Annotated in this window: 18 protein-coding genes and 1 tRNA gene; 8 read left to right on the top strand and 11 right to left on the bottom strand. The window is 68.8% G+C overall.

The window, feature by feature from the left end; all coding sequences use genetic code 11:
- Positions 1–1130: 1130 nt before the first annotated feature.
- Positions 1131–2843 (top strand): DUF262 domain-containing protein, encoded by a 1713-nt coding sequence (locus ACIRQH_RS06190; RefSeq protein ID WP_404224459.1) that lies wholly within the window; start codon positions 1131–1133, stop codon positions 2841–2843.
- Between the two features lie 35 nt (positions 2844–2878).
- Complete coding sequence (locus ACIRQH_RS06195; RefSeq protein ID WP_404224461.1) at positions 2879–4153, top strand: type II toxin-antitoxin system HipA family toxin; 1275 nt, start codon at positions 2879–2881, stop codon at positions 4151–4153.
- Between the two features lie 226 nt (positions 4154–4379).
- Here ACIRQH_RS06195 and ACIRQH_RS06200 read toward each other — a convergent pair whose 3' ends face one another.
- Positions 4380–6689, bottom strand: coding sequence for a DUF2786 domain-containing protein (locus ACIRQH_RS06200; RefSeq protein ID WP_404224463.1), 2310 nt, complete (start codon positions 6687–6689; stop codon positions 4380–4382).
- 125 nt (positions 6690–6814) lie between these two features.
- On the opposite strand from ACIRQH_RS06200, the gene ACIRQH_RS06205 reads away from it, so the two are divergent.
- Genes ACIRQH_RS06205 through ACIRQH_RS06215 form a run of 3 tightly spaced genes read left to right on the top strand, consistent with a single transcriptional unit; the run spans position 6815 to position 12046 of the window.
- Positions 6815–8623, top strand: coding sequence for a DUF4357 domain-containing protein (locus ACIRQH_RS06205; RefSeq protein ID WP_404224465.1), 1809 nt, complete (start codon positions 6815–6817; stop codon positions 8621–8623).
- Positions 8620–9849 carry an McrC family protein gene (locus ACIRQH_RS06210; RefSeq protein ID WP_404224467.1) on the top strand — a complete coding sequence of 410 codons (1230 nt, stop codon included), beginning with the start codon at positions 8620–8622 and terminating at the stop codon, positions 9847–9849. Before ACIRQH_RS06205 ends, ACIRQH_RS06210 begins: the two co-directional genes overlap by 4 nt.
- Positions 9850–9889: 40 nt before the next feature.
- Positions 9890–12046 (top strand): UvrD-helicase domain-containing protein, encoded by a 2157-nt coding sequence (locus ACIRQH_RS06215; RefSeq protein WP_404224468.1) that lies wholly within the window; start codon positions 9890–9892, stop codon positions 12044–12046.
- A gap of 7 nt (positions 12047–12053) precedes the next feature.
- Here the strand turns inward: ACIRQH_RS06215 and ACIRQH_RS06220 are convergent, their stop codons facing one another.
- The 4 genes from ACIRQH_RS06220 to ACIRQH_RS06235 all read right to left on the bottom strand — a co-directional run bounded on the left by ACIRQH_RS06220 (position 12054) and on the right by ACIRQH_RS06235 (position 15848).
- Positions 12054–13706, bottom strand: coding sequence for an N-6 DNA methylase (locus tag ACIRQH_RS06220; protein WP_404224470.1), 1653 nt, complete (start codon positions 13704–13706; stop codon positions 12054–12056).
- 206 nt (positions 13707–13912) lie between these two features.
- Positions 13913–14854: a diacylglycerol/lipid kinase family protein gene (locus tag ACIRQH_RS06225; protein WP_404224472.1), complete on the bottom strand. Its 942-nt coding sequence runs from the start codon at positions 14852–14854 to the stop codon at positions 13913–13915.
- Between the two features lie 78 nt (positions 14855–14932).
- Positions 14933–15019: transfer RNA gene (locus ACIRQH_RS06230), tRNA-Cys, on the bottom strand.
- 193 nt (positions 15020–15212) lie between these two features.
- Positions 15213–15848, bottom strand: coding sequence for a TetR/AcrR family transcriptional regulator (locus tag ACIRQH_RS06235; RefSeq protein ID WP_404224474.1), 636 nt, complete (start codon positions 15846–15848; stop codon positions 15213–15215).
- Between the two features lie 199 nt (positions 15849–16047).
- Here ACIRQH_RS06235 and ACIRQH_RS06240 point away from each other — a divergent pair, with 199 nt between their 5' ends.
- The 3 genes from ACIRQH_RS06240 to ACIRQH_RS06250 all read left to right on the top strand — a co-directional run bounded on the left by ACIRQH_RS06240 (position 16048) and on the right by ACIRQH_RS06250 (position 20700).
- Positions 16048–17643 carry a DHA2 family efflux MFS transporter permease subunit gene (locus ACIRQH_RS06240; RefSeq protein WP_404224476.1) on the top strand — a complete coding sequence of 532 codons (1596 nt, stop codon included), beginning with the start codon at positions 16048–16050 and terminating at the stop codon, positions 17641–17643.
- A 23-nt stretch (positions 17644–17666) separates the two neighbouring features.
- Positions 17667–19799, top strand: a complete 2133-nt coding sequence (locus tag ACIRQH_RS06245; protein ID WP_404224478.1) for an MmgE/PrpD family protein — start codon at positions 17667–17669, stop codon at positions 19797–19799.
- A 91-nt stretch (positions 19800–19890) separates the two neighbouring features.
- The gene (locus tag ACIRQH_RS06250; protein WP_388931795.1) at positions 19891–20700 is read left to right on the top strand and encodes a GDSL-type esterase/lipase family protein; all 810 of its coding nucleotides are present in this window, start codon (positions 19891–19893) and stop codon (positions 20698–20700) included.
- Between the two features lie 77 nt (positions 20701–20777).
- On the opposite strand, the gene ACIRQH_RS06255 is transcribed toward ACIRQH_RS06250, so the two are convergent.
- The 6 genes from ACIRQH_RS06255 to ACIRQH_RS06280 form a co-directional block, all read right to left on the bottom strand.
- Positions 20778–21260 (bottom strand): SRPBCC family protein, encoded by a 483-nt coding sequence (locus ACIRQH_RS06255; protein WP_358817746.1) that lies wholly within the window; start codon positions 21258–21260, stop codon positions 20778–20780.
- Between the two features lie 22 nt (positions 21261–21282).
- A complete protein-coding gene (locus ACIRQH_RS06260) occupies positions 21283–22518 on the bottom strand; it encodes a beta-ketoacyl-[acyl-carrier-protein] synthase family protein (RefSeq protein ID WP_388931798.1) in 1236 nt (411 codons plus the stop codon).
- On the bottom strand, positions 22518–22757 hold the full coding sequence (locus tag ACIRQH_RS06265; RefSeq protein WP_081220508.1) for an acyl carrier protein: 240 nt from the start codon (positions 22755–22757) through the stop codon (positions 22518–22520). Before ACIRQH_RS06265 ends, ACIRQH_RS06260 begins: the two co-directional genes overlap by 1 nt.
- Positions 22758–22818: 61 nt before the next feature.
- Complete coding sequence (locus ACIRQH_RS06270) at positions 22819–23841, bottom strand: beta-ketoacyl-ACP synthase III (protein WP_404224481.1); 1023 nt, start codon at positions 23839–23841, stop codon at positions 22819–22821.
- On the bottom strand, positions 23838–24893 hold the full coding sequence (locus ACIRQH_RS06275; protein ID WP_388871049.1) for a fatty acid desaturase family protein: 1056 nt from the start codon (positions 24891–24893) through the stop codon (positions 23838–23840). Before ACIRQH_RS06275 ends, ACIRQH_RS06270 begins: the two co-directional genes overlap by 4 nt.
- The gene (locus ACIRQH_RS06280) at positions 24890–25873 is read right to left on the bottom strand and encodes a VlmB-like protein (protein ID WP_358817750.1); all 984 of its coding nucleotides are present in this window, start codon (positions 25871–25873) and stop codon (positions 24890–24892) included. The genes ACIRQH_RS06275 and ACIRQH_RS06280 overlap by 4 nt, the downstream gene beginning before the upstream one ends.
- Between the last annotated feature and the right edge of the window lies 1 nt (position 25874).

The raw sequence follows: 25874 nt of genomic DNA on the forward strand, positions 1-25874 counted from the left end.
GAGTCCCAAGGCCTCGGACACAAATCCTCAGCATGTGTGCCAATGTGCGGTGTCCACGCGACCATCAGGCAGTGAGCTCGCGGACTCCTGCCTCTCGTCCTCCAGGGTGAGGCCACCGATGTCGGCCTGGTGTCCTTGGGCGTGCCCTGCCGATAGCCGCTGCCCGTGAAACGCGTACGGCATAGCTTCCTCAATCCTCAGGTCGCGCTCGGTGTCCTCGCAAGCCGTGCGTTCGGCCTCGCTGATGTGCAAGACGACGGCTCGGATGAAACCGAGCATCCATGAGCGCGCGTGCGTGCGCGGCAGTTCGCCCGGCAGGCTGTGCCGGGAGTCCACCCTTTCGGCGCCCGACCCGGTGCTTGTTCGTCTTGCCGCCCGGATAGACGGGGTGGTAGCGCATCGCGAGGGCCATGGAAGCCAGAAGCCGCTTGCACTCGCCCGTCCAGGGGGCCTGGATCTCGACCACGCGGGTCCGCCAGCTGCCGAGGCCGGGACTGTCGCCGCTCAGCACGGGCTGTGCGAAGCCGTACATGGCCACTATTGCCATCGCCGTCTGGTCGAAGGCCCCGACTAGGCCTGCGTGGTGGCCGGGTCCCCGAGCAGGCACAGGACGACCCGCACTTTGGCCAGCACATCGGCGGGAATCCCACTGTCAAAGCGTCGTCCAGTCCCACCGGCAGCCTTCGTCGTCACGGTCAACGTCCAGCAAGCCCACGGGCTGCGTTCGGCCGCGACGGGGTCCGCCAGGTCGCCGACGCCCGGGCGTCCGGTTCGCAGGCCGTCGAGGACATGGCGGCTCACTCGGTGCAGGCCCTGAACCCCAGATCCAGCCGCGTCGTCTGCACGAGGACGAGAGCCAGCAGAGATCGGCCGTCGCGAACAGCGGCCACCGCTCGAACCTCTGGAGATCCCCACCGGGAGTAACGTGTAGCACATGAAAACGATCGCCCGGGAGTCCACCTTCCGGGCGGTGCGCCCGCTGAGCGGGCTCACCGCGTACCGGATGAGGCATCACGACCTGTGACAGCCGGCTCCTCCACTTTAGGCGTCAGCCCTGTCCCGAAACACGTTGCCGATGGTCCGTCGTCACGCAAATCTGATCACATGAGCCGAACCAGGGGGACACGGAGATGACCACCGCAGGCCTGGACACTCAGCCCAGCGCGACCACGTACGAACTGGGCGACCTCGTTACCCAGGCGTGGAACGGCAGGATCCACGTGCCGCACTTCCAGCGTGAGTTCCGCTGGGCCACCAGTGACGTGCTGCGTCTCTTCGACAGCATCGTCAAGGGCTACCCCATCGGAAACCTTCTTCTCTGGGTTCGCAAGACACCTCCGCGTTCTTTCACACTGGGCCAGTTGAAGATCGATGCCCCGGCTTCTCCGGACGCCTTCTGGGTGGTGGACGGGCAGCAGCGCATCACCAGTCTCGCCAACGCTCTCAGCCCCGAAGGACATCTCCACGAGCCCTTCTCGATCTACTATGACCTCGCGGAAAAGAGGTTCATCGCACAGCCCAAGACCCGTGAGCCCCAGCACATCGCACTGCCCGTTCTCTTCGACCTGAAGAAGCTTCTCGGCTGGTTCCGTACTGAGGGAGAACTGGTCGCCGACCTGTTCGACGAGGCCGACCGAGTGGCGACCGCGCTGCGCCAGTACAAGGTGCCCGCCTATCTTGTACGGCAGGACGACCTCGACATCCTGACCGACATCTTCGACCGTATGAACAACTACGGGAAGCGCCTCAACCGGGCGGAGATCTTCTCCGCGCTCTACGCGGGCCCGGAAGAAGGGGCAGCGGAAAGGCTCAACCTCTCCCGGATCGCCGACCGCATCGCGACCAGGACCGGCTTCGGCACCATCGACACGGACACCGTGCTCGCCTCAATCCTCGCGCGTCGGGGACCTGACCCGTCGCGGGACATTCGCAACGAGTTCACGTCCACAGGCCGCCGCACCGCCCCGGAGTTCGAGGACGAGGATCAGTACTCCGCATACGGTGAAGGCGAGGAGGCTCTGGTCCGCGCCATCGGCTTCCTGCAGACCGAGGCGCAGGTGCCGCACCTCGCGCTCCTCGTCTACCGCGCATTGCTTGTCGTCATGACCCGTTTCTTCGCGCACTTCCCCGACCCTGAGCCCAACACCCGCCGACTGCTGCGCCGGCTGTACTGGCGGGTGGCCGTGTCCGGACCCGCCGTCTTCAAAGGCAGCTTCACCCAGGTGTCCAGGGTGCTGTGCGCCCGTATCCGCAAGGGCGACGAGCACGGTTCGATCATGGGACTCATGGAAACCATGGCGGAAGCCCAGCCGTCGGTACCGACCATCGAACGCTTCCGTACCAACGAAGCCGCCGCAAAGATCATCCTCAGCTCTTGGTGGTCCCTGCACCCCCGCTCTCTGGTTACTGGTGCGCCCTTCGACATCCAGGACCTGTCCACCCTGCTCGCCGATCAGAAGACCGCGGGCACGGTGGCCCACGTGATCTTCCCGCGCGGGCTCACCTCCCAGCAGGTGCTGTACGCCGCGAACCGCCTGTTCCTGCCCAGCACCGAGGACCCGGTCTCAGAGATCACCACGATGCTCGCCCACCGTCCCGCTCATCTCGACGACGAGACCTGGGAGGCAGTACTGGCCTCGCACACCATGAACAGGCAGATCAGCCAGGCTCTCGCCGGAGGAGACCGCGAGGCTTTCCTGCACCGCCGTCAGGAAGTCATCCAGCAGCAGCTTGCGGACTTCCTCGGCCGAATGGCCGAGTGGAACTACGAGGACACCCCGTCGTTGGACGCCCTCGACTTCGACACGCTCGGCGAACTCGACGAGCCCGAAGAAAAGTTCTGACCAGTCACCTCTTCATGAACAGGACACCGTCGCGGATGACCATCCTCGCAGAGACGTACTACGCCGTCCTCCTGCACTCCCGTCGGATCGGCACGCTCTGTCAGAAGGGCGACCACACACGTTTCATCGTTGACGAGTCATATGTGACCGACCCTCAGCGCCCTGTGCTCGGTCTCCGCTTCGAGGAGAATCTCAGCGCTCCCTACGCATCCGCCTTGCGGCTGCCCCGCTGGTTCTCCAACCTCCTGCCCGAGGGCCCGCTGCGGGAGTGGATCGCTGACGACCGTGGGGTCTCCCTCGACCGCGAGATGGAGCTTCTGGCCCAGGTCGGACACGACCTGCCGGGCGCTGTCCAAGTGCTGCCGACCGAGGGACCCCACGACGGCTGGGAATGGTCTGACGGCGCCCCCTCAGGGGCAGGGAAACGGCCTGGCGGAGCCTACGGTTTCCCCTCCGACTCACCGTGGCGGTTCTCGTTGGCGGGCGTCGCCCTGAAATTCTCGATGCTGGCCAGAGGAGATCGGCTGACGGTGCCCGCCGCGGGCCAGCACGGCGACTGGCTGGTCAAATTCCCGGACTATCGCCATCCGGACGTGCCACGCAATGAGTTCACCATGATGTCCCTGGCCAAGGCGGCTGGACTTGATGTCCCGGACGTACGTCTCATGCACCGCGATGAACTCGACGGCCTTCCAGACCGTATGTGGCCCAACGGCGAGCAGTGGGCCTATGCCGTACGCCGTTTCGACCGCACCCGGGACGAGCACCGCACCTCGGTCCACATCGAGGACTTCGCGCAGGTCCGCGACAAGTACCCGCAGGACAAGTACCAGTCGACGTTCGAGACGGTCGCGGCTATCGCCCATCGTGGCCACGACGTCGACTCACTGCGTGAGACTGCCCGGCGCATCGCCTTCTCCGTACTGGTGGGGAACGGGGACGCCCACCTGAAGAACTGGTCACTGATCTATCGTGACCGGCGCGTACCGTCGCTCTCCCCGGTGTACGACCTGGTGTCCACCATCCCCTACGCACCTAGCGACGAACCAGAGGACCTCGGGCTCAAATTCGGCGGCAGCAAGTCCTTCGAGCGAGTCCGACTCACCGCTTTCGACCGGCTCGAAAACGCTTTGGACCACCGATTCGGGACGACCGGGGCACACCTGCGCCACGAGGCCGTCGAAACCATCGAACGGGTCCGCACCCACTGGTCACAGTACGAGGAACACGTTGCGGGCAACCCGAACCTGCGCGAGTCGATCGGAGCATGGATCACCGACTCTGCCCGACGTCTGCTCGCCAGGCACTGACAACGACTTAGCGCCTCGACCCTGTGTACTACGCCGAGCAGTAAACCGTTTCGCGGACTGCCATCCGCCGCGGAGGCCGCAGTTCGATGTCCGCGACACCGCACCGCACCTGAGAATAGCCATGGCCGTGCTGCGTGGGGCGATACAGGCGTGAGCCTGGCGGACACGAGCAGCGAGGCCGTAGGGGCCGAGGGCACACGGCCTGCGGATTGCTCAACGTGCAAGTTCAGTAGGTGAGTTGCGCAGTCTGATCGTCATCTCCGAAGGCCCGTCCTCCGATGTCGGCGTCCCGTCCGTCGGCGACCCCTCGCCAATAACCGGTGCCCTTGAACTTCGTGGGGCGCGCCTTGTTCAGCTTCGGGTACTCCGCGGCAAGGCGGGCCTCGACGAAGCTCGTACGATCGGCGAGGACCAGAGCCACACTGCGTCCGCCCGTCGGCACTTCGTCCGCAGCAACCTCCTCTTGGGCGGCATCCCTGGCGGTCTGCTGGCCGGCACCTATCCGTTCGGTCACCTCACGGATGAAGCCGAGCATCCAGGAACGCTTGTAGGCGCGGGCATCCTCGCGCTCCGGGCGGTACAGGCGCTCCGCCCGCTCTGCGCCTTCCAGCATCTGCAGGCGCAGGCTCGCGAACAACACCTCGGTGGCCTGGAGATCGGTCTCGAAACCGAAGAGGTGGACGCGATGCCGATTGTCCTGGCCTCCGGGATAGACGGATCGGCAGCGCATCTCGTAGCCGATCCTGGCGAGCAGCCGGCGCCCCTCCTTGAGGTAGGGCGGGTACAGGTCGATGATCCGGTCCACCGGCCGCTCCGGCTCGGCCACGTCTTCATCGAGCATGGCCTGTTCGATGCCGTACTTGGCCATGAGCTCGGTGGCCTTGTCGAGGTACGCACGCGCCTCCATCTCGGTGACGCCTGAATTCTCCGCCTTCCGCAGCAGCCCCCTGACCTTGCCGAGCAACGCCTCCGGCAGTCCGGCCCGCGCGGGCCGGGCAGCGGGCGCGGACGTACCGGAATCGGACGAGGCACGGTCGTCGGAGCGTGTCCGGGCGTCCGTCGCATCGTCCTCGTCCGCACCGTATTCATCCTCCCGGGCGATCAGGTCCGCCAGGTCCTCCGGGTCCGGGACCAACTCCGACAGCCGCTCAAGCGCCCAGCGCCGCCAGGCGACGGTGTCGTCCTCACGGACTCGCGCCCTGACCGAGCGGAGTCGCTCGAAACGTCCGTCGGCGCGCGACGCAATGAACTCCAATCGTGCGTCGCCGAGTTGAGCAACCGCCAACAGTGCACACAGGTCGAAGGCGTTGTCCGGGTCGTAGTCGATCGCGACGCCTGGTTCGGGGTACCACTCGTCGTTCTCGTCAACGTGGTCCCCGAAGAGATCGAATATCGGGCTTTCGGGCTGCGCTCCGGTTCGGACCGTGACGACGGACCTCGACGGCCTCCCGGAGTAGGCCAGCGCTGCCGCCCTCTCCTCCCGAGACGTGACTATGCGGTACCAGACGGGGACCGTGCCGAGCATGCCGTGCCAGGTCGTCTCGCCCAGCTCATGGCGTTCCCGCGCCTGCTGTTCGACGTCCGCGCCCAGCCGCTCGTCCCGCCAGGCCTCCTCGCCCGGCTGTTCCTGCGCGTCGAGGAACGCGTCCAGGTAGTCGACGGCGGAGCGCCGCGCACCGTGCCTACTGTCGTTGAGCAGGGCACGCTCACACACGGAGAGGGCGTCGACAACCGGCTGGAGTACGAGCGACATGTATCTCTTGACCGAATCGGACAGCTCCGCGAGGAACGCCCGGGTGGACTCCGAGCCCGTGGCCTGGTGTCTGCGGCGCCACACTTCGAGCTGTTCGACAGAGGCCTGCTGTTCTGCCAGCCACACCAGGTGCCCCGCGCCTTGGAGATGCTCCTCCCGCAGCAGCACCGCGTCCTGGACCGCAGCGGCCGTGCCCGGCGCGTTCAGCACGGCCTGCGCCAGCAGTCTCAGCGGCTCCGGCTCGCCCGCGATGAACTCCGCGGGCGTGACGAGCTGCCTGCCGTGTCGCCGTGGAGCCCACTCCGGGCAGTCGACGGCACCCGGCTCAGGGATGTCCGCCGCCCAGCGCACCCGCCACCCCGCGAGGTCACGTGCCAGGTCGTCAGTGGGCGGCTGGGTCCACCTCCACCGCCACAGCAGCATCTCCTCCCAGCCCTCGGCGTTCCAGGACCACAGGGCCGGCTCGCCGCTCACCGCGAGCCGGGACCGGAGTTCTCGTACCGCCCCCTCCAGATCGTGGAGGTGTCCCCGGGGAATCAGCCGCTCCAGCCACCCGGCGGTCTCGGCCACGGACCGGGCCCGCGCCTCGTCCGCCGCCACCCGCGCGACTGTCACCGCCGCGACCAGCGTCAGGTCTCCGAGATCAGCGGGAAGCAGCTTGTACAGCCGTGGTCCGGCCACCTCCTGTACGGCGGCCAGGTCCCCGGCCCTGATCTCCAGCCAGTCCGCGCGCCCCTGCCGGAATTCCTTCTCCGCCGGCCCGTCCGTATCGCTCACAGTCATGTGATCCCCTCCCGGATACGAAAGGACATCCTAGAAAGCTGGGCCGTGGACAACGAGAGCCGGGGTGTCAGTGGGGGCCAGTACGCTGCAGGCAAGATCGGGGCAGCGCGTGCAGGGGGAGATCCATGGCCGACGAGTACCCGGAGTTCCGGCTGAGGTTGCCGAACGGCCGGATGGTGGCCCGGGGGCGGCTACTGCAGGAGAGGGGTGCGAGGGGAAGCCGGAAGTTCCTCGTGTTGGCGGGGTCCCCGGTACGAGCCAACACCGTGCCATCGTTCGCCACGCGGAGGCCGCCGTCGTATTACACGCGACAGCAGCTGATCGACACAGGGGCCATCCGCAAATCCGACCGTTGGCCCGGATGTCTGGAAACCATGTCAGACATCGAGTGCACCTCGCCGTCGACCGCCGCTGAAGTCCTCATGGGATGCAGTGTCAACGGGTGGGGAGTGTGGAAATCCGCCGATGGCCGCTCGCTCATCGAACATCTCGGACAGTCGTCGGCCGTGCCTAACCGACCATGGCTCGTGCGTGGTTCGAACGTCACCGGCCTCGACCTGGTCCAGCGCTTGTGGCTTCCTGACGGACTCGTCACTCTCGCCGCTGCCCGCCTGCGCCAGGGCGTTCGGCAGGGCATCAGCAAGGACGAGCTGCGCGCTCTGGTCCAAGAGGACTACGAGTCCACGGCCACATACAGCCAACAGCAACAACTTGTGGAGGACCTGCACGCCTTCCTTTCCCGGATGAAGCCGGGCGACACCGTGTGCACCATCTCCGGCGGACATTTGTACGTCGGTGAAGTCACCGGCGAGCCGGAGCAGAATCAGTCCGAGGACAGGCGGTCCAACCTGCGTCGGCCAGTGGAATGGCAGCCGGCCGGACACCCGTACGACGAACTTCCGGAGGAACTCCAGCAGAAGCTGTCCAACCAGCACGACGTCGTGGACCTCACCTCGGTCCAGGCCCACATCGAGGGCCTCGGCTTGACCGACCAGGAGTTGGTCGAGGAGGCGGAAGCCATAGAGCGCGACCCGAGCGTGGAGATCCCGGCGCTCACCGCCCGCCGCGAGCTGGAGCTGCCCGAGCCGACGGACGAACTGGCCGCGGAACTCCTCGTACACGACACCGAGTGGCTGCGCGAAGTTCGCGATCTGCTGTGGGACGAACGGCAGATGGTCTTGTACGGGCCGCCCGGCACTGGCAAGACGTACCTGGCGCTGAAGCTTGCCGAGTTCCTCGCCGGCGGGCCCGAGCAGGTCAAGCTCGTTCAGTTCCACCCGTCGTACGCGTACGAGGACTTCTTCGAAGGCTTTCGGCCTCAGGAGGATCCACAAACCAGGGAGGTCGCCTTCCGGCTGACCGCGGGCCCGCTGCGCGAACTCGCCGACCTCGCCTCCCGCGAGGGCAACCGCCACATTCCACACTTTCTGATCATCGACGAGATCAACCGAGCCAACCTGGCAAAGGTCTTCGGAGAGCTCTATTTCCTGCTGGAGTACCGCAACAAGTCAGTGCGGCTCACCTACTCCGGCGACGACTTCGCGCTGCCGCCCAACCTCTTCGTCATCGGCACGATGAACACCGCCGACCGGTCCATCGCCCTCGTGGACGCGGCGATGCGTCGCCGCTTCGCCTTCGTGGAACTGTCGCCGCGGACGGAGCCGACCCGCGGCCTGCTCCGCCGCTGGCTGGCCAAAGAGGGCAAGGACGAGGCACCGGCCGATCTGCTCGATGCGCTCAATTCCCGTATCGACGAGCCTGATTTCCGCATCGGCCCCTCGTACCTGATGAAGAAAAGCGTCTACCGGGAAGCCGGCCTGGAGCGAACCTGGCGGACGAAGATTCTTCCGCTGATGGAGGAGCATCACTACGGGGAAGGCGTGGACATCGACAAGAGGTACGGGCTGGCCGCGCTACGAGAGTCACTGGGGTGACATCCGCAGCGGAGTCCGTGGTCTCCGTCGAACTGGTCGAATATGCGCCGGCGACACGGCTCACCTTGCCGGACGCCGTCGGCCGCGCCCTCGCCGCTTCCGACATCGTGGACGCGACCCCCGACCCGTACACACCCGGGTACTGGTTGCTGCGGGCCGGCAGCAAGGTCGGGGCCGTGGCCGTCGCGACACCGGGCGGCGGTGCGCCGGCCACCGTACGTGTCACGCCCAAGGTGCCCATCGTCCGGCTCTTCTTCCTGCTCGGCTACAGCCTTGATCCGAAGAGGAGTTGGCGGGACGGCGAGGTGGAGGTCGCCGAGCATCGGGATCTCCTGCCCGCACTTGCCCACGCTGTGGAACGGCAGATGGACCGGGCGCTTCGGCAGGGACTGTTGCAGGGCTACCGGGTGACTGAGGAAGCAGCCCTCGTTGTCCGTGGCCGGATCAGGGAGGCCGAACAGATCAGGAGGCGCTTCGGGGCGATGCTGCCGATCGAGGTGGCGTACGACGAGTTCACCACCGACATCCCCGAGAACCGCATCCTGCGCACCGCTGTCGAGCGCCTCCTGTGCCTGCCCGGCGTCCCGCGCGATGTCCGTCGTAGGCTCCTTCACCAGCGCACCCGCCTGGCTGACGTCGCCGCGATCGTGGGTGGGCAGCCGATCCCCAACTGGCTTCCCACCCGCCTCAACTCCCGGTATCACCAGGCCCTGCACCTCGCCCGAGCGGTCCTGGACGGGTCCTCCCCCGAACACACCCCGGGCGGGCTCCGCATCGACGGATTCCTCTTCGACATGAACAAGCTCTTCGAGGACTTCGTGACGGTGGCCCTGCGTGAGGCCTTCCGGGGCACGGGTCACACGGCACGGCTCCAGGATTCGCACCATCTCGACCAAGCCGCCGCGATCCGCATGAGACCCGACTTCGTGCTGTACGGCGCGGACGGGATGCCGTCTGCCGTGGTGGACGCCAAGTACAAAGCGGAGAAGCGGCACGGCTTCCCGGACGCCGACCTCTACCAGATGCTCGCGTACTGCACGGCCCTCGGCCTGCCGGAAGGGCACCTGGTCTATGCGAAAGGCAACGCCGCACACGCCGCTCACCAGGTACGTCATGCGGGCATCGTCATCCATCAGCATGCCCTCGACCTCGATCAGGAACCGGCCGGGCTGCTCGCGGACCTAGAGAAGGTAGCCGAGCGGCTGGTGAACACCTCGCGCGTATGATCGACCACGGAGTGTCCGTCCAGGGTGGGGAGTGCACCTCGTGCCGCAGCTCGCGTTCGCCAGCAGTTTCTGGGAAAGCTTCGACGTCTTGGAGAAGCCCGTAAAAGCCGGCGTCCGCAAGGCGATGCAGAAGTTCCAGCGACTCACCGTGTCCGAACTCCACGCGGACAAGGGGCTGCACCTGGAGTCCGTGGAGAAGGCGCGCGACCCTCGTATGCGGACGATTCGCATCAACGACTTCTGGCGGGGCGTCGTCCTTGCGCCGGACGACGGCAGTGATGTGTTCTTGCTCGTCAACGTGGTCCGGCACGACGACGCCTACACCTGGGCGGCCAAGCGGCTGTACACGACGAACTCCGCGACGCGGGGGCTCGAAGTGCGCAATGTCGTCGCGATCGAGCAGCTGACTCCCGCCTTGGAGAAGGCCGCCGCGACCGCCGAGTCGCTGCTCTTCGCGAAGTACTCCGACACCGTGCTGCGCCACCTCGGCATCGACGACCAGGTCCTCAAAGCCGTACGGACGATCGTCGACAAGGCACAGCTGCAGGCGTTCGAGACATTGCTCCCGGAGGACCAGTGCGAGGTGCTGCAGTACCTCGCCGAGAAGTTCAGCCCGGACGACGTGTACCGGGACGTGGTCGCGGTGCGCCGCCCGGTGGACGCCGGACCGGATCCGGACGAGAGCCTGGCCGTCGTCATCGCCAACACCAAGAGCCGTATCACTCTGGTCACCGGTCCTGAAGAACTCGCCGAAATCTTGGAGAAGCCGTTCGCGGCCTGGCGGGTGTTCCTGCACCCCTCGCAGCGCCGAGTCGCCTACCGGGTGTCGTACGGCGGCCCCGTGCAGGTCACCGGCGGGCCGGGCACCGGCAAGACGGTCGCAGCATTGCATCGCGTGAAGCATCTCCTCACGCGCTCACCGGACGCTCGTGTCTTGCTCACCACCTACACGAACGCGCTCGCCGCCTCGCTGCGGGAGAACCTCTCGTTCCTCCTCGACCACGATCCGGCCCTGCTCGGCCGCGTCGACGTCACCACGGTCAACGCCTTTGCCCATGGCGTCGTGACCCGCCTCGACGGCAAAGCCCCCTCCCCGATCGGGGACCGGGACGAGCGTCTCCTGTGGCAGCGCGTGGCCAAGAAGCTCACGCTGCCGTGGACGGAGCAGTTCCTGTCACAGGAGTACCGGCATGTCGTCCTCGCTCAGGACCTGCGGACCCTGGGCGACTACCGCACGGCCGTACGCCGTGGCCGCGGCAGCGCCCTGTCGTCCGCGCGTCGTGAGCAGTTGTGGCCGGCCGTCGAGCTGTTCGAATCGATGATGCGCGACCAGAAAGCCACCACTCATCTGAAGATGTGCGCCCGCGCCGCGGAGCTCCTGGCAGCCTCGACGCCCACGCATGACCATGTCGTGGTCGACGAGGCGCAGGACCTGCACCCGGCGCAGTGGCGTGTCCTGCGTGGCGCGGTGGTCCCCGGCAGCGACGACCTGTTCATCACGGGGGACCCGCACCAGAGGATCTACGACGCGAAGGTCTCACTCGGTTCACTGGGCATCCCGGTGGCCGGCCGCACGCATCGCCTGCGCATCAACTACCGGAGTACGGAGGAGATCCTCACCTGGTCCACCGGCATCCTGAGCCCGGTGTCCGTCGACGACCTCGGTGGCGAGGGGAACGACACTCTGGCCGGCTACCGCTCGCTCCTGCACGGGCGTCGACCACAGACCTCGGGCTACGGCACCGAACAGGCAGAGGTCACTGCGCTGGTCGAGCGCGTCGAGGACTGGATCGCGCAAGGCATCCGGCCTTCCGAGATCGGGGTGTGCGCGCGCTTCAACGTGCTGCTGGACAAGGCGTACGACAAGCTGGCCGCGACCGGGATTCCCGTGGCCCGGGTCAGGGAGAATCCTGGCCCGGATGTGAACGGGGTGCGCCTCGCCACCATGCACGCCATGAAGGGGCTGGAGTTCCGCTGCGTCAGTGTCCTGGGGGTGACGGCGGGCGCCCTGCCGTTCTCCCGCGAGGTGACACCGGCTTCCGTCGACACGCTGCAGCACGACTCGGATCTACTGCGAGAGCGGTGCTTGCTGTTCGTGGCATGCACGCGATCGCGGGAGGCGTTGGCAGTGACATGGAGTGGGGCGGTCAGCTCGTTCGTTCCGCAGCCTGATTCACGCCGTGGGGCAATGGTGTGACGTTCCGTCATTTCTCAGGGGCAAGAGCGCCGCTGTCGAGACCGTCCCTGGCCAGTGCCGCGGCGTCCCGGCTAAGTTCCACCACCCTGCGCGCTCGCTCCTCGAACTCCTGGAGTTTACGAAAAGCTACCCCGTACCGTCGTTGCTCGGCGATGTCCATCTGTGGGATGCGAGCACCCTTGCCGTCGAGGCGGAAGGTGCCGCTGGAACTCGTGGAACGCCGGGTGTTGGCCGCGCCGCGCAGGAAGCCTTGAAGGTAGTCGGTGTCGAGCTGGTCGCTGACTGAGACCGGCTCTGGATCGCCGAGCGCGACAAGCCCTGCGCGCAGAAGGTCAGCGACGCTGACGGTAGGCCCGTCCAGAGAACTGGGGCCGTCGCCCGCGACCAGGGTCGGCAACAACCCCATCAACAGGCGTACCTGCTCGGTCAGTTCCGTACTCAAGACCTGATACTCAACCGCGTAGTCGCGATGGTGGTCCTCGACGTGGCGACCGGGCGTGAGGTCCACGACGTCGTCAAGCAGATCGATCAGGGGCACTTCCGCCATTTGCTCGGGGCGCGGTTCCAGGGGGCCATCCGGATCGCTCGCTGTCAGATCGACCATGTGGACACTGGTGACGGCGTCCCCAAGGGCCCGCGGGCGTCGCAGGTGCCAGATGTGAACCGGTAGCGCGTGTGAGGCCGCCGAGCCGGATGGAAGAGCGGTCACCTGGGTGAGGGCGCCCCGTCGCACTATTTCGGCGCGAATGCGGCGGCCGGCCTTGCGGTAGGCGACAGAGGCGGGGAGGACCATGAGGACGCGCCCGCCGGGCGCCGTATGCGCGTAGGCATGCTGCAGCCAGGCGAGTTCGCCTTCGGCACGAGACGGGATGCCGAACTCCCAACGCGAGTCGAGCAGCAGGTCCGCGCGACCCCAGTCGGGTTCACCGACAGGGGGATCACAGACCACCACGTCGGCCTTGAGATCCGCCCAGTGGTCATCGCGCAGCGAGTCCCCCGCGACGATGTCGACGTCGGTACGTCCCGTGAGTTCGGCCCGAAGTTGCGCGAACAGAGCGCTGCGGGCGTCGGCCTCCTGCCCTCGACACCTGGGTCCCTGCTCCGCACCGACCGCGAGCAGCAAGGTGCCGATACCGCAGGCCGGATCGAAGAGGGTCGCATCGGACGCGATCGCGCCGGCGAAGTGGCGCACGGCACGGACGATGCGCGTTGAGGTGACCCGATCGGATCCGGCCCGGCGTACAGAATCGGTGAAGCGCTCAGCGAGAGCGCTCACCGCTGCGGCCTCGCCATCGCTCCCAGCCAGATCATGCGCGAACCGGACGGCGTCCTCTGTAAGCCCGTCGGTCACCTCTCCCTTGGCAAGGAAGCGGGCGACAGCCACGAGCCCGCCGACCATGTCGTCACCGTAGACACGTCGCAACGCCTGCCACAACTGCACCTCGACTGAGGATTCTTGCCCCTTACGCTGCCCGTCCAGCCAATTCTGCACCTCGGCCAGGTCGAACAGCGGACTGTTGACACCACCTCCGGACGGCGTCGGGAAATCGGCGTACCGTCGCCGCCAGTTCGAGACGGCGGCGCGGGTGACACCCGCCAGCCTTGCGATCTCGGATCCGGTGACCAGCGGGCCGGCCGGTGGGGCAGGGTTGTCGGTCATACGGCCCACCGTACACAGCGTCAAATCACTCATCAACGCACGACATCGTTGACGGCGTTAACAACAGTGATTGTCGCTCTCTGTGCACAGATCCTGTCGGTGTGCTATCCAGAACGAGCCGCACCGCACATCAGGCCCCCGTAGAGAGCGAACCCTCGCTGGTCTGGCGCATTGCGCCCGTACCTCTGTGGCGCCTTCACCGTCGCCTACCGCACCGGCATGGGCGCCACGACCCTCAGCGCCCCCGGGACCACGTCCAGTGTGAAGCGCTCCCCCGGGGTCTCCAGTACGTCACCGTCGTACTCGAAGACGAGGGGCTGATCGTCCGTGCGCTCCACGACGACGCTCCGGCCGCGCGCGTAGACCACTCCCTCGCGGCCGACGTGGCCGCCGTCGCGGGAGAGTGCGGGGAGTTCGCGCAGCGGGAGGGCGGTGCCGACGACGCATACGTCGAGGAGGCCGTCGTCCATGACGGAGTCCGGGAGCAGTTTGAACCGGCCGCCGCGATGCCGGCCTCCGCCGACGTTCGCGAAGACGGTCGGGCCCTCCTGCACCACCTCGCCGTCGACCAGGACCCGGCCCGGGTACGGGGTGAACGTACGCAGGGACGTGGCGACCGCCTTCTCGTAGCGTTCGCGGCCGGCGTCGGTGATGTCGCGGGCCGTGATGAGGGACTGGGCGACGACGCCGGTGGAGGCCCCGAGCAGGGCCAGCGCTCCGTTCTCGGCGACGCGCGCCAGGTCGATCGCGCGGAAGTGCGGTGCCGTCACGGCGAGTTCGAGGACTTCACGCCAGGGACGGTCGGCCCAGATCTCGCGGTAGAAGGAGTTGCCGGTGCCGGTGGGGAGGATCAGCAGCGCGGGGACCCGGGCAGTGCGCGGGGATGCGGGGTCACCGTCGTTCGCCAGGCCCGCCGCCACGTCGTGCGCCGTCCCGTCGCCGCCGAGCGCGACCACGATGTCGGGTCCGCCGGGTGCCAGCGCCTCGGCGGCCAACTTACGTGCGTGGCCGGGCTGTTCGGTGACGGCGAGGGTGACGGCGTGGCCCGCGTCGGCGAACCGGCGGCGTACCGTCTCGGCCGTCTCGGGCAGGTACGTACCCGATACGGGGTTGGCTATCACCAGGACCGATGCGAACGGGGCGCTCATGACGACGGGCACTCCTAGCCGGGGTGGACAACACGGCGGCGCCGCCGGGATCCGGCGGCGCCGCTCGGGAACACGCTGCGGAGAGGGCAGGATTCGAACCTGCGCGGGCCGAAACCCGAACCAAGTTGCCTCGGTACCCCGTTGGGCCGCTTCGGGTACCTCTCCTCGCTCCGGTCCGCGGGCTCTCGTCCGCTTCCCGGTGCACCGCAGACATTTCCGCATCCGCCTGACATTCGCCTGAGACGGGCGCCTCAGGACGCTCGCAGTACGGCGCCCTTGGATCGGCGACGTGGTGGAGAACGCGCGGGAGCGCGCCCCGGCGGGACGCGCTCCGTTGGATTGCGGACGATCTCCCGGTTCAGTCGAGGTCCGGGTCACCTAGGCCGCGGTGGGCCAGTTCCAGGATGGACGCGGTGACCGCTTCGAGGTCGATGGGTTCGTCGCGGCTGATCAGGTCGTCGAGGAGGCCGTCCGCGGCGTGGAAGACCAGACGGCAGGCGAGGCCGGTGTCGCGGGCGCGGAAGGCTCCGACCAGCGAGCCTCGGGCGACGAAGTCGCACATCAGGTCCACCACGCGCTGGTTGGAGGCGTGGCAGAGCTCCAGGGCCTTGGCGTTGGCGGAGCGGTAGACGACGCGGTGCAGGTCGGCGTTGTGGACGGCGTGCTCGACCATGGTGCGGATCAGGCGGTCCAGGCTCGGCCACCAGGCGCCGCCCTCGTCGAGCATCGCGCGGGTGTCCCGCAGGAAGCCGTCGACGTACTCCTCCCACATCGCTCCGAGCAGGTGGTCCTTGGAGTCGAAGTAGAGGTAGAAGGTGCCCTTGGCCACCTCTCCCGCCTCGGCCAGCTCGGCGACCGTGGCCGCCGCGAAGCCCTTCTCCCGGAAGACCTCGGAAGCGCCTCTGATGAGCGCCGAGCGGCGGTCGTCGGGGCTCATGGTCCGGCGCTTGCGGCGCGCGGGCTTCACGGGGTGGGCCTCTGCTGCCGTCGCCATGGGCTCGCCTCCTGTCAGGGGATCCTCCGCCGGGTCCGTGAGGATCGCCTCCAATCTACCTTCCCCCACTGACTGACCGTCGGCCAGTTGACTGACTGACCGTCGGTCATTAGCCTCGAAGAGTCCTGACGTACAGCCGAAACACGCCCCGCACCGTCCTCGAGACCCGTCCCCCAAACCTTGATACGAGGGAACCGCGATGAGCGACACCACCGCCCCGGGCCAGCGGAAGGGGCTTCTGCTCGCCTTCCTCTGCTTCGGCGTGTTCATGGTCTATCTCGACGCCACGATCGTGAACGTGGCGCTGCCCGACATCCAGGAAGACCTGTCCACGGACATCACCCAGCTCCAGTGGATCATCGACGCGTACACGTTGACCTTCGCGTGCCTGCTGCTGACCTCCGGCACCCTGGGCGACATCCTCGGCCGCAAGAAGATCTTCCTCGCGGGCCTGATCGGCTTCACCCTCAGCTCCGTGATCTGCGCGCTGTCCGACTCGATCGGGGTGCTGCTCCTCGGCCGCACCCTCCAGGGTGTCTGCGGCTCCATCATGATCCCGGTCTCGCTCGCGCTGGTCTCGGCCGCGTACACCGCCCCCGCCGACCGCGCCAAGGCGATCGGCATCTGGGCCGGCGTCGGCGGCATCGCGCTGTCGACCGGTCCCGTGCTCGGCGGAGTGCTCGTCGACCACTACGGCTGGCAGAGCATCTTCTGGGTCAACGCGCCCGTCGGTGTGATCGCCACCGTCGTCCTCGCCAGACTGCTCACCGAGAACCGCTCCCCGCGGAAGCGGCAGCTCGACCTCGTCGGACAGCTGCTGTTCATCGCGACGATCGCGTCGTTGGCGTACGGACTGATCGAGGGCAACAGCGAGGGCTGGACGTCCGGGATCATCCTCGGGTCGTTCGCCGGGTCGGTCGTGACCCTGCTGCTCTTCGTGCTGTGGGAGCTGCGGCACCCCGACCCGATGCTGCCGATGAGCTTCTTCCGCAGCCCGATCGTCGTCGTCGCGGGCATCGTCAACTTCCTCAGCCTGTTCGGCCTGTTCGCGGCGATCTTCCTGCTCACGCTCTATCTGCAGACCATCAACCAGCTCAGCTCCATCGAGACCGGGGTACGGTTCCTCGCGCTCACCGTGCCGATCATGATCGCCTCGTTCGCCGCCAGCATCGTGGCCGCGAAGGTCGGGCCGCGGCTGCCGATCGCCATCGGTTCCGCGCTGTCCGCGGGCGGTCTCCTCGGGCTCACGGTCCTGGAGGTCGGTTCCGGATTCGGCAGCTACTGGTGGTCGCTGGCCCTGCTCGGCGTGGGTGTCTCGTTCACCGGCGCGCCCGCCACGGTCGCGCTCCTCGGGTCCGTACCGGCGGAACAGGCCGGGACCGCGTCCGGCGTCTCCAACACGTTCCGCCAGGTCGGCACCGTCTTCGGTGTCGCCCTCGCCGGCGCCCTGCTCCTGCGGCACCTGCGCGGCGGGATGCCCGACGCGCTGGCCAAGACCGACGTGCCCGCCCAGGCGCAGGCCAAGGCCGTCGAGCTGCTCGGCGACGGCGACCTGTCCCGTGTCGCCGCCCTCCCGCCGCAGATCCGGGGAACGGTGATGGAGGCGGTCAGCCCGGTCTACGTGGAGGGCATGCACATCGCCATGGAGATCGCCGGAGCAGGCGCCCTGGTCGGCGGGCTGTTCGCGCTGATCTTCCTCAAGGGCAGGCAGCCGGCCGCCCAGGCCGGGTCCGCCGCGGTGGACGACCACGGGCAGGACGGCCTCCCGGTCGAGACCGCCCGACAGCACTCCTGATGTCCGGCTCCGGTACGACTCCCGTGGGGCAGGACGCTTCCGGCGCCCCGCCCCGCGGGCAGGGCCCGGCGAAAGGTCCCGCCCGTGTCCGGCCAGCGTCCCGGGCACCCGGCGGAGACAGCATCATCCGCCAACTCGCCCGCTGGGGCAGCCGACTCGACCTCGGCGACGCACCCGATCGGGTCGTCGCGCACCTCAAGAGCCAGATCCTCAGCCAGCTCGGCGCCGCCCGCTCCGGATACGGGCACCCGCTCGGCAGGCGCATCAGCCGGGCCTACGGCAGCCCGCTGCAGGACGATCCGAAGCATGCCGTGCACTCGCTCTCCATGGCGACCGTCTGCCTGGACTTCGACGACACGGCCTACGCGGGCCACTTGTCGCACTCCACGGTCAACGTCCCCCTGGTCTACGCCAGTTCACTCGGTCTCGACGGGCGGCAGCTGTTGACCTCGGTACTCGCGGCCAACGAGACCGCCGCCCGTATCACCGCCGCCGCCACCCTCGGACCCTTCCGCGGCCAGACCGCGGGGCACACCCATCTCGCGGGGGCGGTCGCCGGCCGGCTGCGCGCGGAGGACGCCTCCGCCGACATCTGGGCGCACGCGCTGGGCATGGCGTTCTCGGTGCCGACGTGGAGCCTGTCGCGCGGGTTCTTCAGTACGGACGCCAAGCTGCTGGTGGCCGCCGTGCCGGTGCAGATCGGGCTGAGCGCGTGCGACGGGGCCCGCTTCGGGCTCACCGGGCCCGAGGACGTCCTCGAACACCCACAAGGATTCCTGCACCGGTTCGCGGACATACCGCTCCCCGAAGAGGCACTGGCCGGACTCGGCAGCCTCTGGCACACGGAGACCTTCTCGTACAAGATCCACCCGGGCAGCGCCTACACCAGTGCCGCCGTCGACTGCGCGGTCGAACTGCACGGCGCGCTGGGGGAAGTCGACCAGCGGGACATCACCGAGGTCGTCGTGGAGGGCTCGATCTTCACCGCCGGGCTCGACCGGATCGCCCGGCAGCACCGGATCGGCCCCGACTCCAGCGTGGCCGCCCTGAACTTCTCCCTCCCCTACAACGTCGCCACCGCGCTGCTCACCGGCTCCCTCCTCCCCGCCGACCTCGCGCACCCGGCGGTGGACGGCCCCGACCGCTGGGAACTCGCCGCCCGCGTACGCACCGAGCACGACCCGGCGTTCAGCCGGCTCGCTCTGCTGGCCACCGCCCCGCTGGGCCAGGCGCTGCGTCGCGCGGGTGAGCGGGCCGAGGCCTGGGTACGGGCCATCGACGCCCAGGCCGCCGAGGCCCTGCCGCCGGCCTGGCTGGAACCGGAGACCGACTTCCGGTGGGCCACCAAGAACCTCGGTGCCCGCGTCACCGTCCGGCTGCGCGACGGCCGCGAGCTGCGCGTCGAGCGGCGCGGCGCGGTGGGTGCCGCGAGCGGCGCCGACGGGACCGACCACGCCGCGCTCGCGCGCGCCAAGTTCCTCGCGTGCGGCGGCGATCCGGAGGCCGCCGACCTGGTCGGCCATCTCGACCACCTGAGTCCCGAGGAGGTCCGGCGCCTGGTGAACCTGGCACTCGCCGGGCCCGACGACGACCACACCTCGGGCCCACCCACAGACGCCCATGTCACCCGCGATGTCCGGGACATCCGAAAGGACCCAGCAATGGAGACCGCCGTTCTGGACGAGGCCTACGTGGCCCTGATCGCCGCCGCCACCACCGCCGCGACACCCGGCGACCGGGCGTCCGCGTCACAGCCGGGTGAACGCGACGCGGACTGGACCCTTGCCCATATCGCCCTCAGCGACCGGCTGTTGGCCTCCACGGCCCGACAGGTGCTGGCGGGAGGCGCTGCCGGACTGGACAACGGCCCCGCCATGGACCCGAAGGCCATCGAGGAACTGACCTCCTCGGTCGATCGCGACGTCCTGGTCGAACTCGTCCGCCGCAACGCCGCCGAACTCGTTGGCCTCCTCGCCCAGACGCCCCAGAATCAGCGGGCGACGCCGGTCACCGTGCGTCTCGTCGGCGACAAGGGCGAGGAACTGTTCAGCGGAGCCGTGCCGTGGGGCGAGATCGTGCGCCTGCGCGCCGAGGACCACATCCCCGGGCACACGGACCGGCTCCGGCGTACGGCGCGGGCGCCACAGGAGTCGTGAGAGGGAGCGCCCTTGGCGTACGCGCTCGTATCACCGCGGCCCGCCCGGCTCATCGGGAGAGTGGGGGCCGTCGACCCAGGGGGGATGTCCGATGGCTGGGCCAGGACAGGCAAGAGACCGGATACGGAACGAGGCACCGGGAGAGGACCGGATCGAACGGCAAAATGGTGGCCGGGCGCCGGGCGGAGCGCCGCGGAAGGGCGTCGGGGAGGTCGGCGCGGCTCCTGCCGGCGAGCACGCGGATCCGCGGTGCCTGGGGCGGGGTGAGGGCGCCGAGCTGCTCGCCGACGCCGGCTGGCGGCGGGCGGTGGTGCTCGGCGACAGCACCACCGACTCCGCCGGGATGACCGTCGTACCGGGCTGGGCACGCGCCCCGTGGACCGACCGCGTCACCTCCGCGCTGCGTGAGGCGCATCCGGGGTTCGCCTGTCTCCATCCACGGGGAAGGCGGGAGCTTCCGCTCTCCCACGTACGGTCCACCCAGCTCGGGGACGCCCTCGACTTCAACGGTGATCTCGCGCTGCTCGCCTGCGGCGGACCGGAGTTGAGGGCGCGCTCCTTCGACCCGGACGCCATGGAGTTCGAGTTGAGCAGGATCCTGGCCGCGTTGCGCGGCGCGTCCTGCCACGTGGTGCTGGTGGTCAGCCCGTTCGACCTGACGAGGGCCGGTGAGGTGCCCGCCGCCCAGCACGCCGGCCTACGGGCCCGGCAGCGCCTGCTCGCCGAGCGCATCGAAGCGGTGGTCCAGCGCCACGGATGCGTCCACGTCGACCTCGCCGCGCACGAGGGCACGTCCTCCGCCGATCTGTGGGGCGCGCGCCCGGGGCGGCTGAGCAGCCGGGGGCACGCGGTGGCGGCGGCCGCCGTGGTGCGGACGCTGGGAGGCCTGACCGCGAACTGAGGAAGGGGCACCGCGGTTCCCCGCCGGAGGTGACCGGCGGGCAACCGCGGTGCCCCTTCACCGTTGCTCTCTGCTCCCTACTGCTCCAGCGCCGCCTTCAGCCGCCCCAGGGTCGCCCGCATCCCCGCAGTGTTCGCCCGGTGCCGTACGGCAGGCTTGGTGCCCGTGAAGAATCCGAGCAGTTCGGCCGGCCGGCCCTTGCGTCCCGTACGCAGGTCCTCCCAGTACTCGGTGACCCGGGTGCCGTCCTCCTCGGGCGTGAACCGGTAGCCCCAGAGCGCGATCGGCAGGCCGAAACTGGTGACGCGGAAGGCGAAGTCGCGCCCCTCCTCGGCCCGCACGACACGGCAGTCGGTGAACCAGAGCCAGAGGCCCTTGCGGTTGAAGCCGGTGAACCTGGTGCCCTGGACGGCCGGACCACGGCCGCGCACCCGGACCCCGACGCACTCGGGGGAGAACGTGGCCATCCTCCGTACGTCGCTGATCGCGCGGTAGGCCCGCTCGGGGGTGGCGTGCACCAGCACGCTCTCCTCGACCTGCCATCTGCGTTCCTCGGACACGTCCCACGGCTCCCGTCCGGTGTCAGGCCTTGCTGAACACGAGTACGGCGTTCTGGCCGCCGAACCCGAAGGAGTTGCTCACCGCGACCTCGACCGGCAGCTCGCGGCCCGCCTTGGCCACCACGTCCAGGTCGACCTCCGGATCGAGGCTCTCCAGGTTCGCGGTGGGCGGGACGAAGCCGCTCTCGATCGTGAGCACCGTGGCCACGGCCTCGATCGCCCCCGCGGCGCCGAGTGCGTGACCCACCACCCCCTTGATGGAGGTTACCGCCGGGTGCTGTCCGACGACCCGACGGATCATGCGTGCTTCGGACACGTCGTTGAGCGGCGTGGAGGTGCCGTGCGCGTTGACGTGCGTCACGTCCGACCCGTCGACTCCCGCGTCCGACAGGGCGCTGCGGACGGCGAGTTCGGCGCCGGCGCCCAGCGGGTCGGGGGCCGTGGCGTGGTGGGCGTCGGCCGAGGCTCCGTAGCCGCTGACCATGGCCCGTATCCGGGCTCCGCGGGCCCTCGCGTGCTCGGCGCGTTCGAGTACGAGGACGGCGGCGCCCTCGGCCGGAACGAAGCCGTCACGGTCGGCGTCGAAGGGCCGGGAGGCCGTGGACCGGTCGTCGCGGCGCTTGGACAGGGCGCCCATCTGGCTGAAACCGGAGACGATCGACGGGACGAGGGGAGCCTCGGTGCCGCCGGTCACGACGATGTCGCACAGACCGCTGCGGAGCAGTTCGCGTGCCATGCCGATCGCGGTGGTCCCGGAGGCGCAGGCGGTGGCGGTCACGAAGTTGGGGCCGCGCGCCCCGCACTCCATCGCCACGTAGCCGGCGGACATGTTGATGGACAGCATCGGGATGAGCAGCGGCGAGACCTTGAGGGGGCCCTCGTCGCGCAGGACGGTGTGCTGCTTCTCCCAGGCGGCGGCGCCACCGATGCCGTTCCCGAGGACGACGCCGACCCGGGTGCCGTCCCAGGTGGACGGGTCGAGGCCGGCGTCCGCGATGGCCTCCGCGGCCGCGGCGATCGCGAACTGGTTGCAGCGGTCGAGGCGCCAGGCCTTGCGCCGGCCGACCGCCTTGGCCGGGTCGAAGTCCGGCACGGCGCAGCCGAAGTCGGCGGGTGTTCCCTCGAGTGCGGGGACCGGGCCGGCGGCCGTTCCCTCTCCCTCGCGGATGCGCTTCCAGGACGTCGGGACCCCGATCCCCGCGCAGCTCACCATCCCGACCCCGGTGACGGCGGCGTCGAAGCGGGAGGTGCCCGCCATCAGACGGCCACGCCCTTCGCCTCTATGACCTCCGCGGCGCGGGAGATGGTGTCCCGCGAGCTGATGTCCTCGTCGTTCACCGGCACCCCGAACTCCTCCTGGGCGGCCAGGGACAGTTCCACCATGGCCAGCGAGTCCAGTTCCAGGTCGTTGAAGGTCTGTTCGGGGCTGATCTCGTCGGCTTCCAGACCGAAGCCGGCCTGCAGCAGCTTGACCATACGGTTGTAGACGTCGCTCATGACTGCATCTCCTGTTGGTGTCGTGGTCGGTTCGCGGTTGATCGCTGATGAACACGGTCGGTCAGGCCGGTTGGATGTCCGGCCAGGTCAGCGTGCACGCGCCCCAGGTCAGGCCGCCACCGAAGGCGGTCAGGAGGACACGGCGGCCGGCGCTCAGGGCTCCGGAGCGGTCCGCGTCGCCGAGGGCGAGCGGGATGGACGCGGCGGCGGTGTTGCCGACACGGTCGATGTTGACGAAGCAGTCCGCGCGGTCGACGCCGATCCGGTCGGCGACGGCGTACAGGATCCGCAGGTTGGCCTGATGCGCCACGACGAGGTCCGGCAGCCCTCCGGTCCAGCCCGTGCGGTCCAGCACCCGGCGCGAGGACTCGGCCATCCGCTCGACGGCGTTGCGGAAGACCGCCTTGCCGTTCATCCGGAAGTACGGGTCCGCCGCGTCCCCGGCTGTCGGGTACGGGTCACGGGATCCGCCGGTGCGTACGGTGATCAGGTCGCTGCCTGTTCCGTCGCTCCCCAGGTCGAAGGGGCCGAGCGCGCCCGGCTCGTCCGGTTCCCCGGCGCGCAGCACCACCGCTCCGGCCCCGTCTCCGAAGATGGCGCGGCTGGAACGGTCCTCGGGGTCGAGGATGCGCGAGAAGGTCTCGGCGCCGATCACGAGGACGCGTTCCACGGTGCCGGCGGCGATCAGCCCCGCCCCGGCGGCGAGTCCGTAGAGGAAACCGGTGCACACCGCCGCCACGTCGAACGCCGGCACTGTGCCGAGGCCCAGTCGCGCGGCCACCAGGGGGGCGGTCGCCGGGCAGGGGTGGTCCGGGGTGGTCGTCGCGACGATGACCGCGTCGACTGCGGAACTCCCGCGCGCCGCAGCCGACTTCAGGGCCCGGCCGCCCGCCTCGACGGCGAGGTCGCTCGTGGCGGTCGAGGCGTCGGCGATGTGCCGCTGTCCGATGCCGGTGCGGCTGCGGATCCACGCGTCGGAGGTGTCGACGAGCTTCGACAGTTCCTCGTTGGTCAGCGCGTACGGAGGGACACAGGTGCCGAGTCCGCACACGACCGCCGCCCGGCCCGCGCCCGCGGCGTTCATGAGACCCCGCTCTCCAGCCGCGCCACCTCGTTGCTGACCTCGTCGAGATGGTCGGCCACCGCGGAGTAGGACTCGATGATCGACACCTCCACGTACGGCAGCCCGCTGCGCAGGCAGAACTCCTTGACGATGGGCTGCGCCTTGCGCAGGTTGGTGCGGGGCATCGACGGGAACAGATGGTGTTCGATCTGGTAGTTGAGGCCGCCGTAGAAGAAGTCGCTGAACCGGCTGGGCTTGAGGTTGCGGGAGGTGACCACCTGCCGGGTGAGCCAGTCCAGGTCCTCCTTCTCGCCGTCGCGGACCGGCATGCCCTTGTGGTTCGGCGCGAACATCAGGCCCATGTAGAAGCCGAACACGGCCTGGTGGAGGGCGAGGAAGGCGATCGCCTTGCCGGGCGGCAGCACCGTGAACAGCGCGGCGACGTAGAGCACCAGGTGCAGGGTGATGACGGTGAGTTCGGACTTCTTGTACTTGGTGATCGCGCCCCTGCTCGCGGCCACGTAGCCCGACATGTGCAGGCGCAGGCCTTCGAGCGTGATCAGGACGAAGAACATCCAGGACTGATGGCGGACCACGAACCGCTGGAACGGCGTGGTGCGCTTGACCCGGTCGCCGGCCTCGAAGATGACCTGCCGGCGCAGGATGTCGGGGTCCATCGAGAGGTGGTTGGGAAAATTGTGGTGGGCCGTGTGGTGCTTGACCCACCAGCCGAAGCTGACGCCGGTGAACAGGTTGCCGTGCACATAGCCGATGATGTTGCTGGCCTTGCGGGTCCGCACGATCTGCCGGTGGCCCGCGTCATGGCCGACCAGGTCGGTCTGGCCGAACATCAGGCCGAGGAACACGGCCACGGCCAGCTGCCACCAGGTGTCGCCCAGCAGCGCGAAGGCCGTCCAACCAGCGGCCAGGAGCAGGAAGTTGAACGCGATCTTGTAGACGTACCAGCTGGGGCGGGTATCCATCAGGCCGGCGTCCTTGACCAGCCGGGTGATCTCCTCCAGGGTGCCGGAGCCCTCGGCGTCCCGTACTCCCCTCTCGTTGACGGTGGTCATATCGCTTCCTCCAGGCCCATGTGGACGAGCCGCTTCCGCTGCATGGACTCGGACCACTCGTGGGCCGTGCCCACCCGTTCCTCGATGGTGGTGTCGACGAGGCGGCGGCCCGGCCAGATCTCGTAGTCGCCCGCGAGGTCGCGGTGCGCGTCCAGGCCCTCCTGGAAGAGGGTCTCGCGGCGCAGGGTCATCTCCGTGGCGGGCAGGTTCTCCCACAACTTCCGTCCACGAGTGATGAGTTCGAGGATGCGCCCCTTGTCCTCGGGGTGCGCGAGCAGGTGCTCGCGGGCGACGGAGCTACCCACCGTGAGGTGGCGGATCTCGTCGATGCCCGCGCCGCGCTCGACATCGGCGGCGGCCGGGTCGAAGACGCGCCACTTGAGCTCGGAGAGCTGTGCGGCGGGCGCGAGGACACCCTCGACGAGGATCGTCAGGACGACCACCCCGCCGATGAAGTCCTGCTGATCCCGAAGGACTTCGAGACCGAGGTTCTCCAGCGGCACGAGCACGGCGTCCCGGTCGGCGGCGGCGAGCCTGTCGATGGTGGCGAAGAGGTCGTGCTCGGCGACACCGAGGCTCAGCAGATGGCTGCGGAACACCATCGAGTGCCGGGCCTCGTCCATCAGCTGGGTCGTGTAGAACTCCATCGTCGCCGTGTCGGGCGCGAGGGCCACCATGTAGCCGAGCGCGCGCGTCGCCTTGTCCTCGGCGATGGAACGGAACGCCAGCTCCTGGGTGAGCGCCTCGTTCAGCGGCCCGGGACGCCGGGTCACCTCGTGCGGTCGTACGTTCTCGTCGTGGCCGAGGACCTTGCCGCGCAGCGTGCCCTGCGGCACCGCACGCAACCAGTACCGCAAGTCGCATTCGGCGGCGGTCAGTTCGAGGGAGTTGGCACCGTCGACCAGCGACGGCGCGTGGTCCCAGTCGGCTTCCGACGGAATGGCGGGATCGGGGGCCGTCCCCGTGGTGGTGTCGGTCATG

This window comes from Streptomyces sp. NPDC102279 (assembly GCF_044766365.1).
Classification (GTDB): domain Bacteria; phylum Actinomycetota; class Actinomycetes; order Streptomycetales; family Streptomycetaceae; genus Streptomyces.

Excerpts from the sequence above, each read along its gene's own strand:
- ACIRQH_RS06190 (WP_404224459.1), top strand. The coding sequence starts at position 1,131 with ATGACCACCGCAGGCCTGGACACTCAGCCCAGCGCGACCACGTACGAA.
- ACIRQH_RS06195 (WP_404224461.1), top strand. The coding sequence starts at position 2,879 with ATGACCATCCTCGCAGAGACGTACTACGCCGTCCTCCTGCACTCCCGT.
- ACIRQH_RS06200 (WP_404224463.1), bottom strand. The coding sequence starts at position 6,689 with ATGACTGTGAGCGATACGGACGGGCCGGCGGAGAAGGAATTCCGGCAG.
- ACIRQH_RS06205 (WP_404224465.1), top strand. The coding sequence starts at position 6,815 with ATGGCCGACGAGTACCCGGAGTTCCGGCTGAGGTTGCCGAACGGCCGG.
- ACIRQH_RS06220 (WP_404224470.1), bottom strand. The coding sequence starts at position 13,706 with ATGACCGACAACCCTGCCCCACCGGCCGGCCCGCTGGTCACCGGATCC.
- ACIRQH_RS06225 (WP_404224472.1), bottom strand. The coding sequence starts at position 14,854 with ATGAGCGCCCCGTTCGCATCGGTCCTGGTGATAGCCAACCCCGTATCG.
- ACIRQH_RS06235 (WP_404224474.1), bottom strand. The coding sequence starts at position 15,848 with ATGGCGACGGCAGCAGAGGCCCACCCCGTGAAGCCCGCGCGCCGCAAG.
- ACIRQH_RS06240 (WP_404224476.1), top strand. The coding sequence starts at position 16,048 with ATGAGCGACACCACCGCCCCGGGCCAGCGGAAGGGGCTTCTGCTCGCC.
- ACIRQH_RS06250 (WP_388931795.1), top strand. The coding sequence starts at position 19,891 with ATGGCTGGGCCAGGACAGGCAAGAGACCGGATACGGAACGAGGCACCG.
- ACIRQH_RS06260 (WP_388931798.1), bottom strand. The coding sequence starts at position 22,518 with ATGGCGGGCACCTCCCGCTTCGACGCCGCCGTCACCGGGGTCGGGATG.
- ACIRQH_RS06265 (WP_081220508.1), bottom strand. The coding sequence starts at position 22,757 with ATGAGCGACGTCTACAACCGTATGGTCAAGCTGCTGCAGGCCGGCTTC.
- ACIRQH_RS06270 (WP_404224481.1), bottom strand. The coding sequence starts at position 23,841 with ATGAACGCCGCGGGCGCGGGCCGGGCGGCGGTCGTGTGCGGACTCGGC.
- ACIRQH_RS06275 (WP_388871049.1), bottom strand. The coding sequence starts at position 24,893 with ATGACCACCGTCAACGAGAGGGGAGTACGGGACGCCGAGGGCTCCGGC.
- ACIRQH_RS06280 (WP_358817750.1), bottom strand. The coding sequence starts at position 25,873 with ATGACCGACACCACCACGGGGACGGCCCCCGATCCCGCCATTCCGTCG.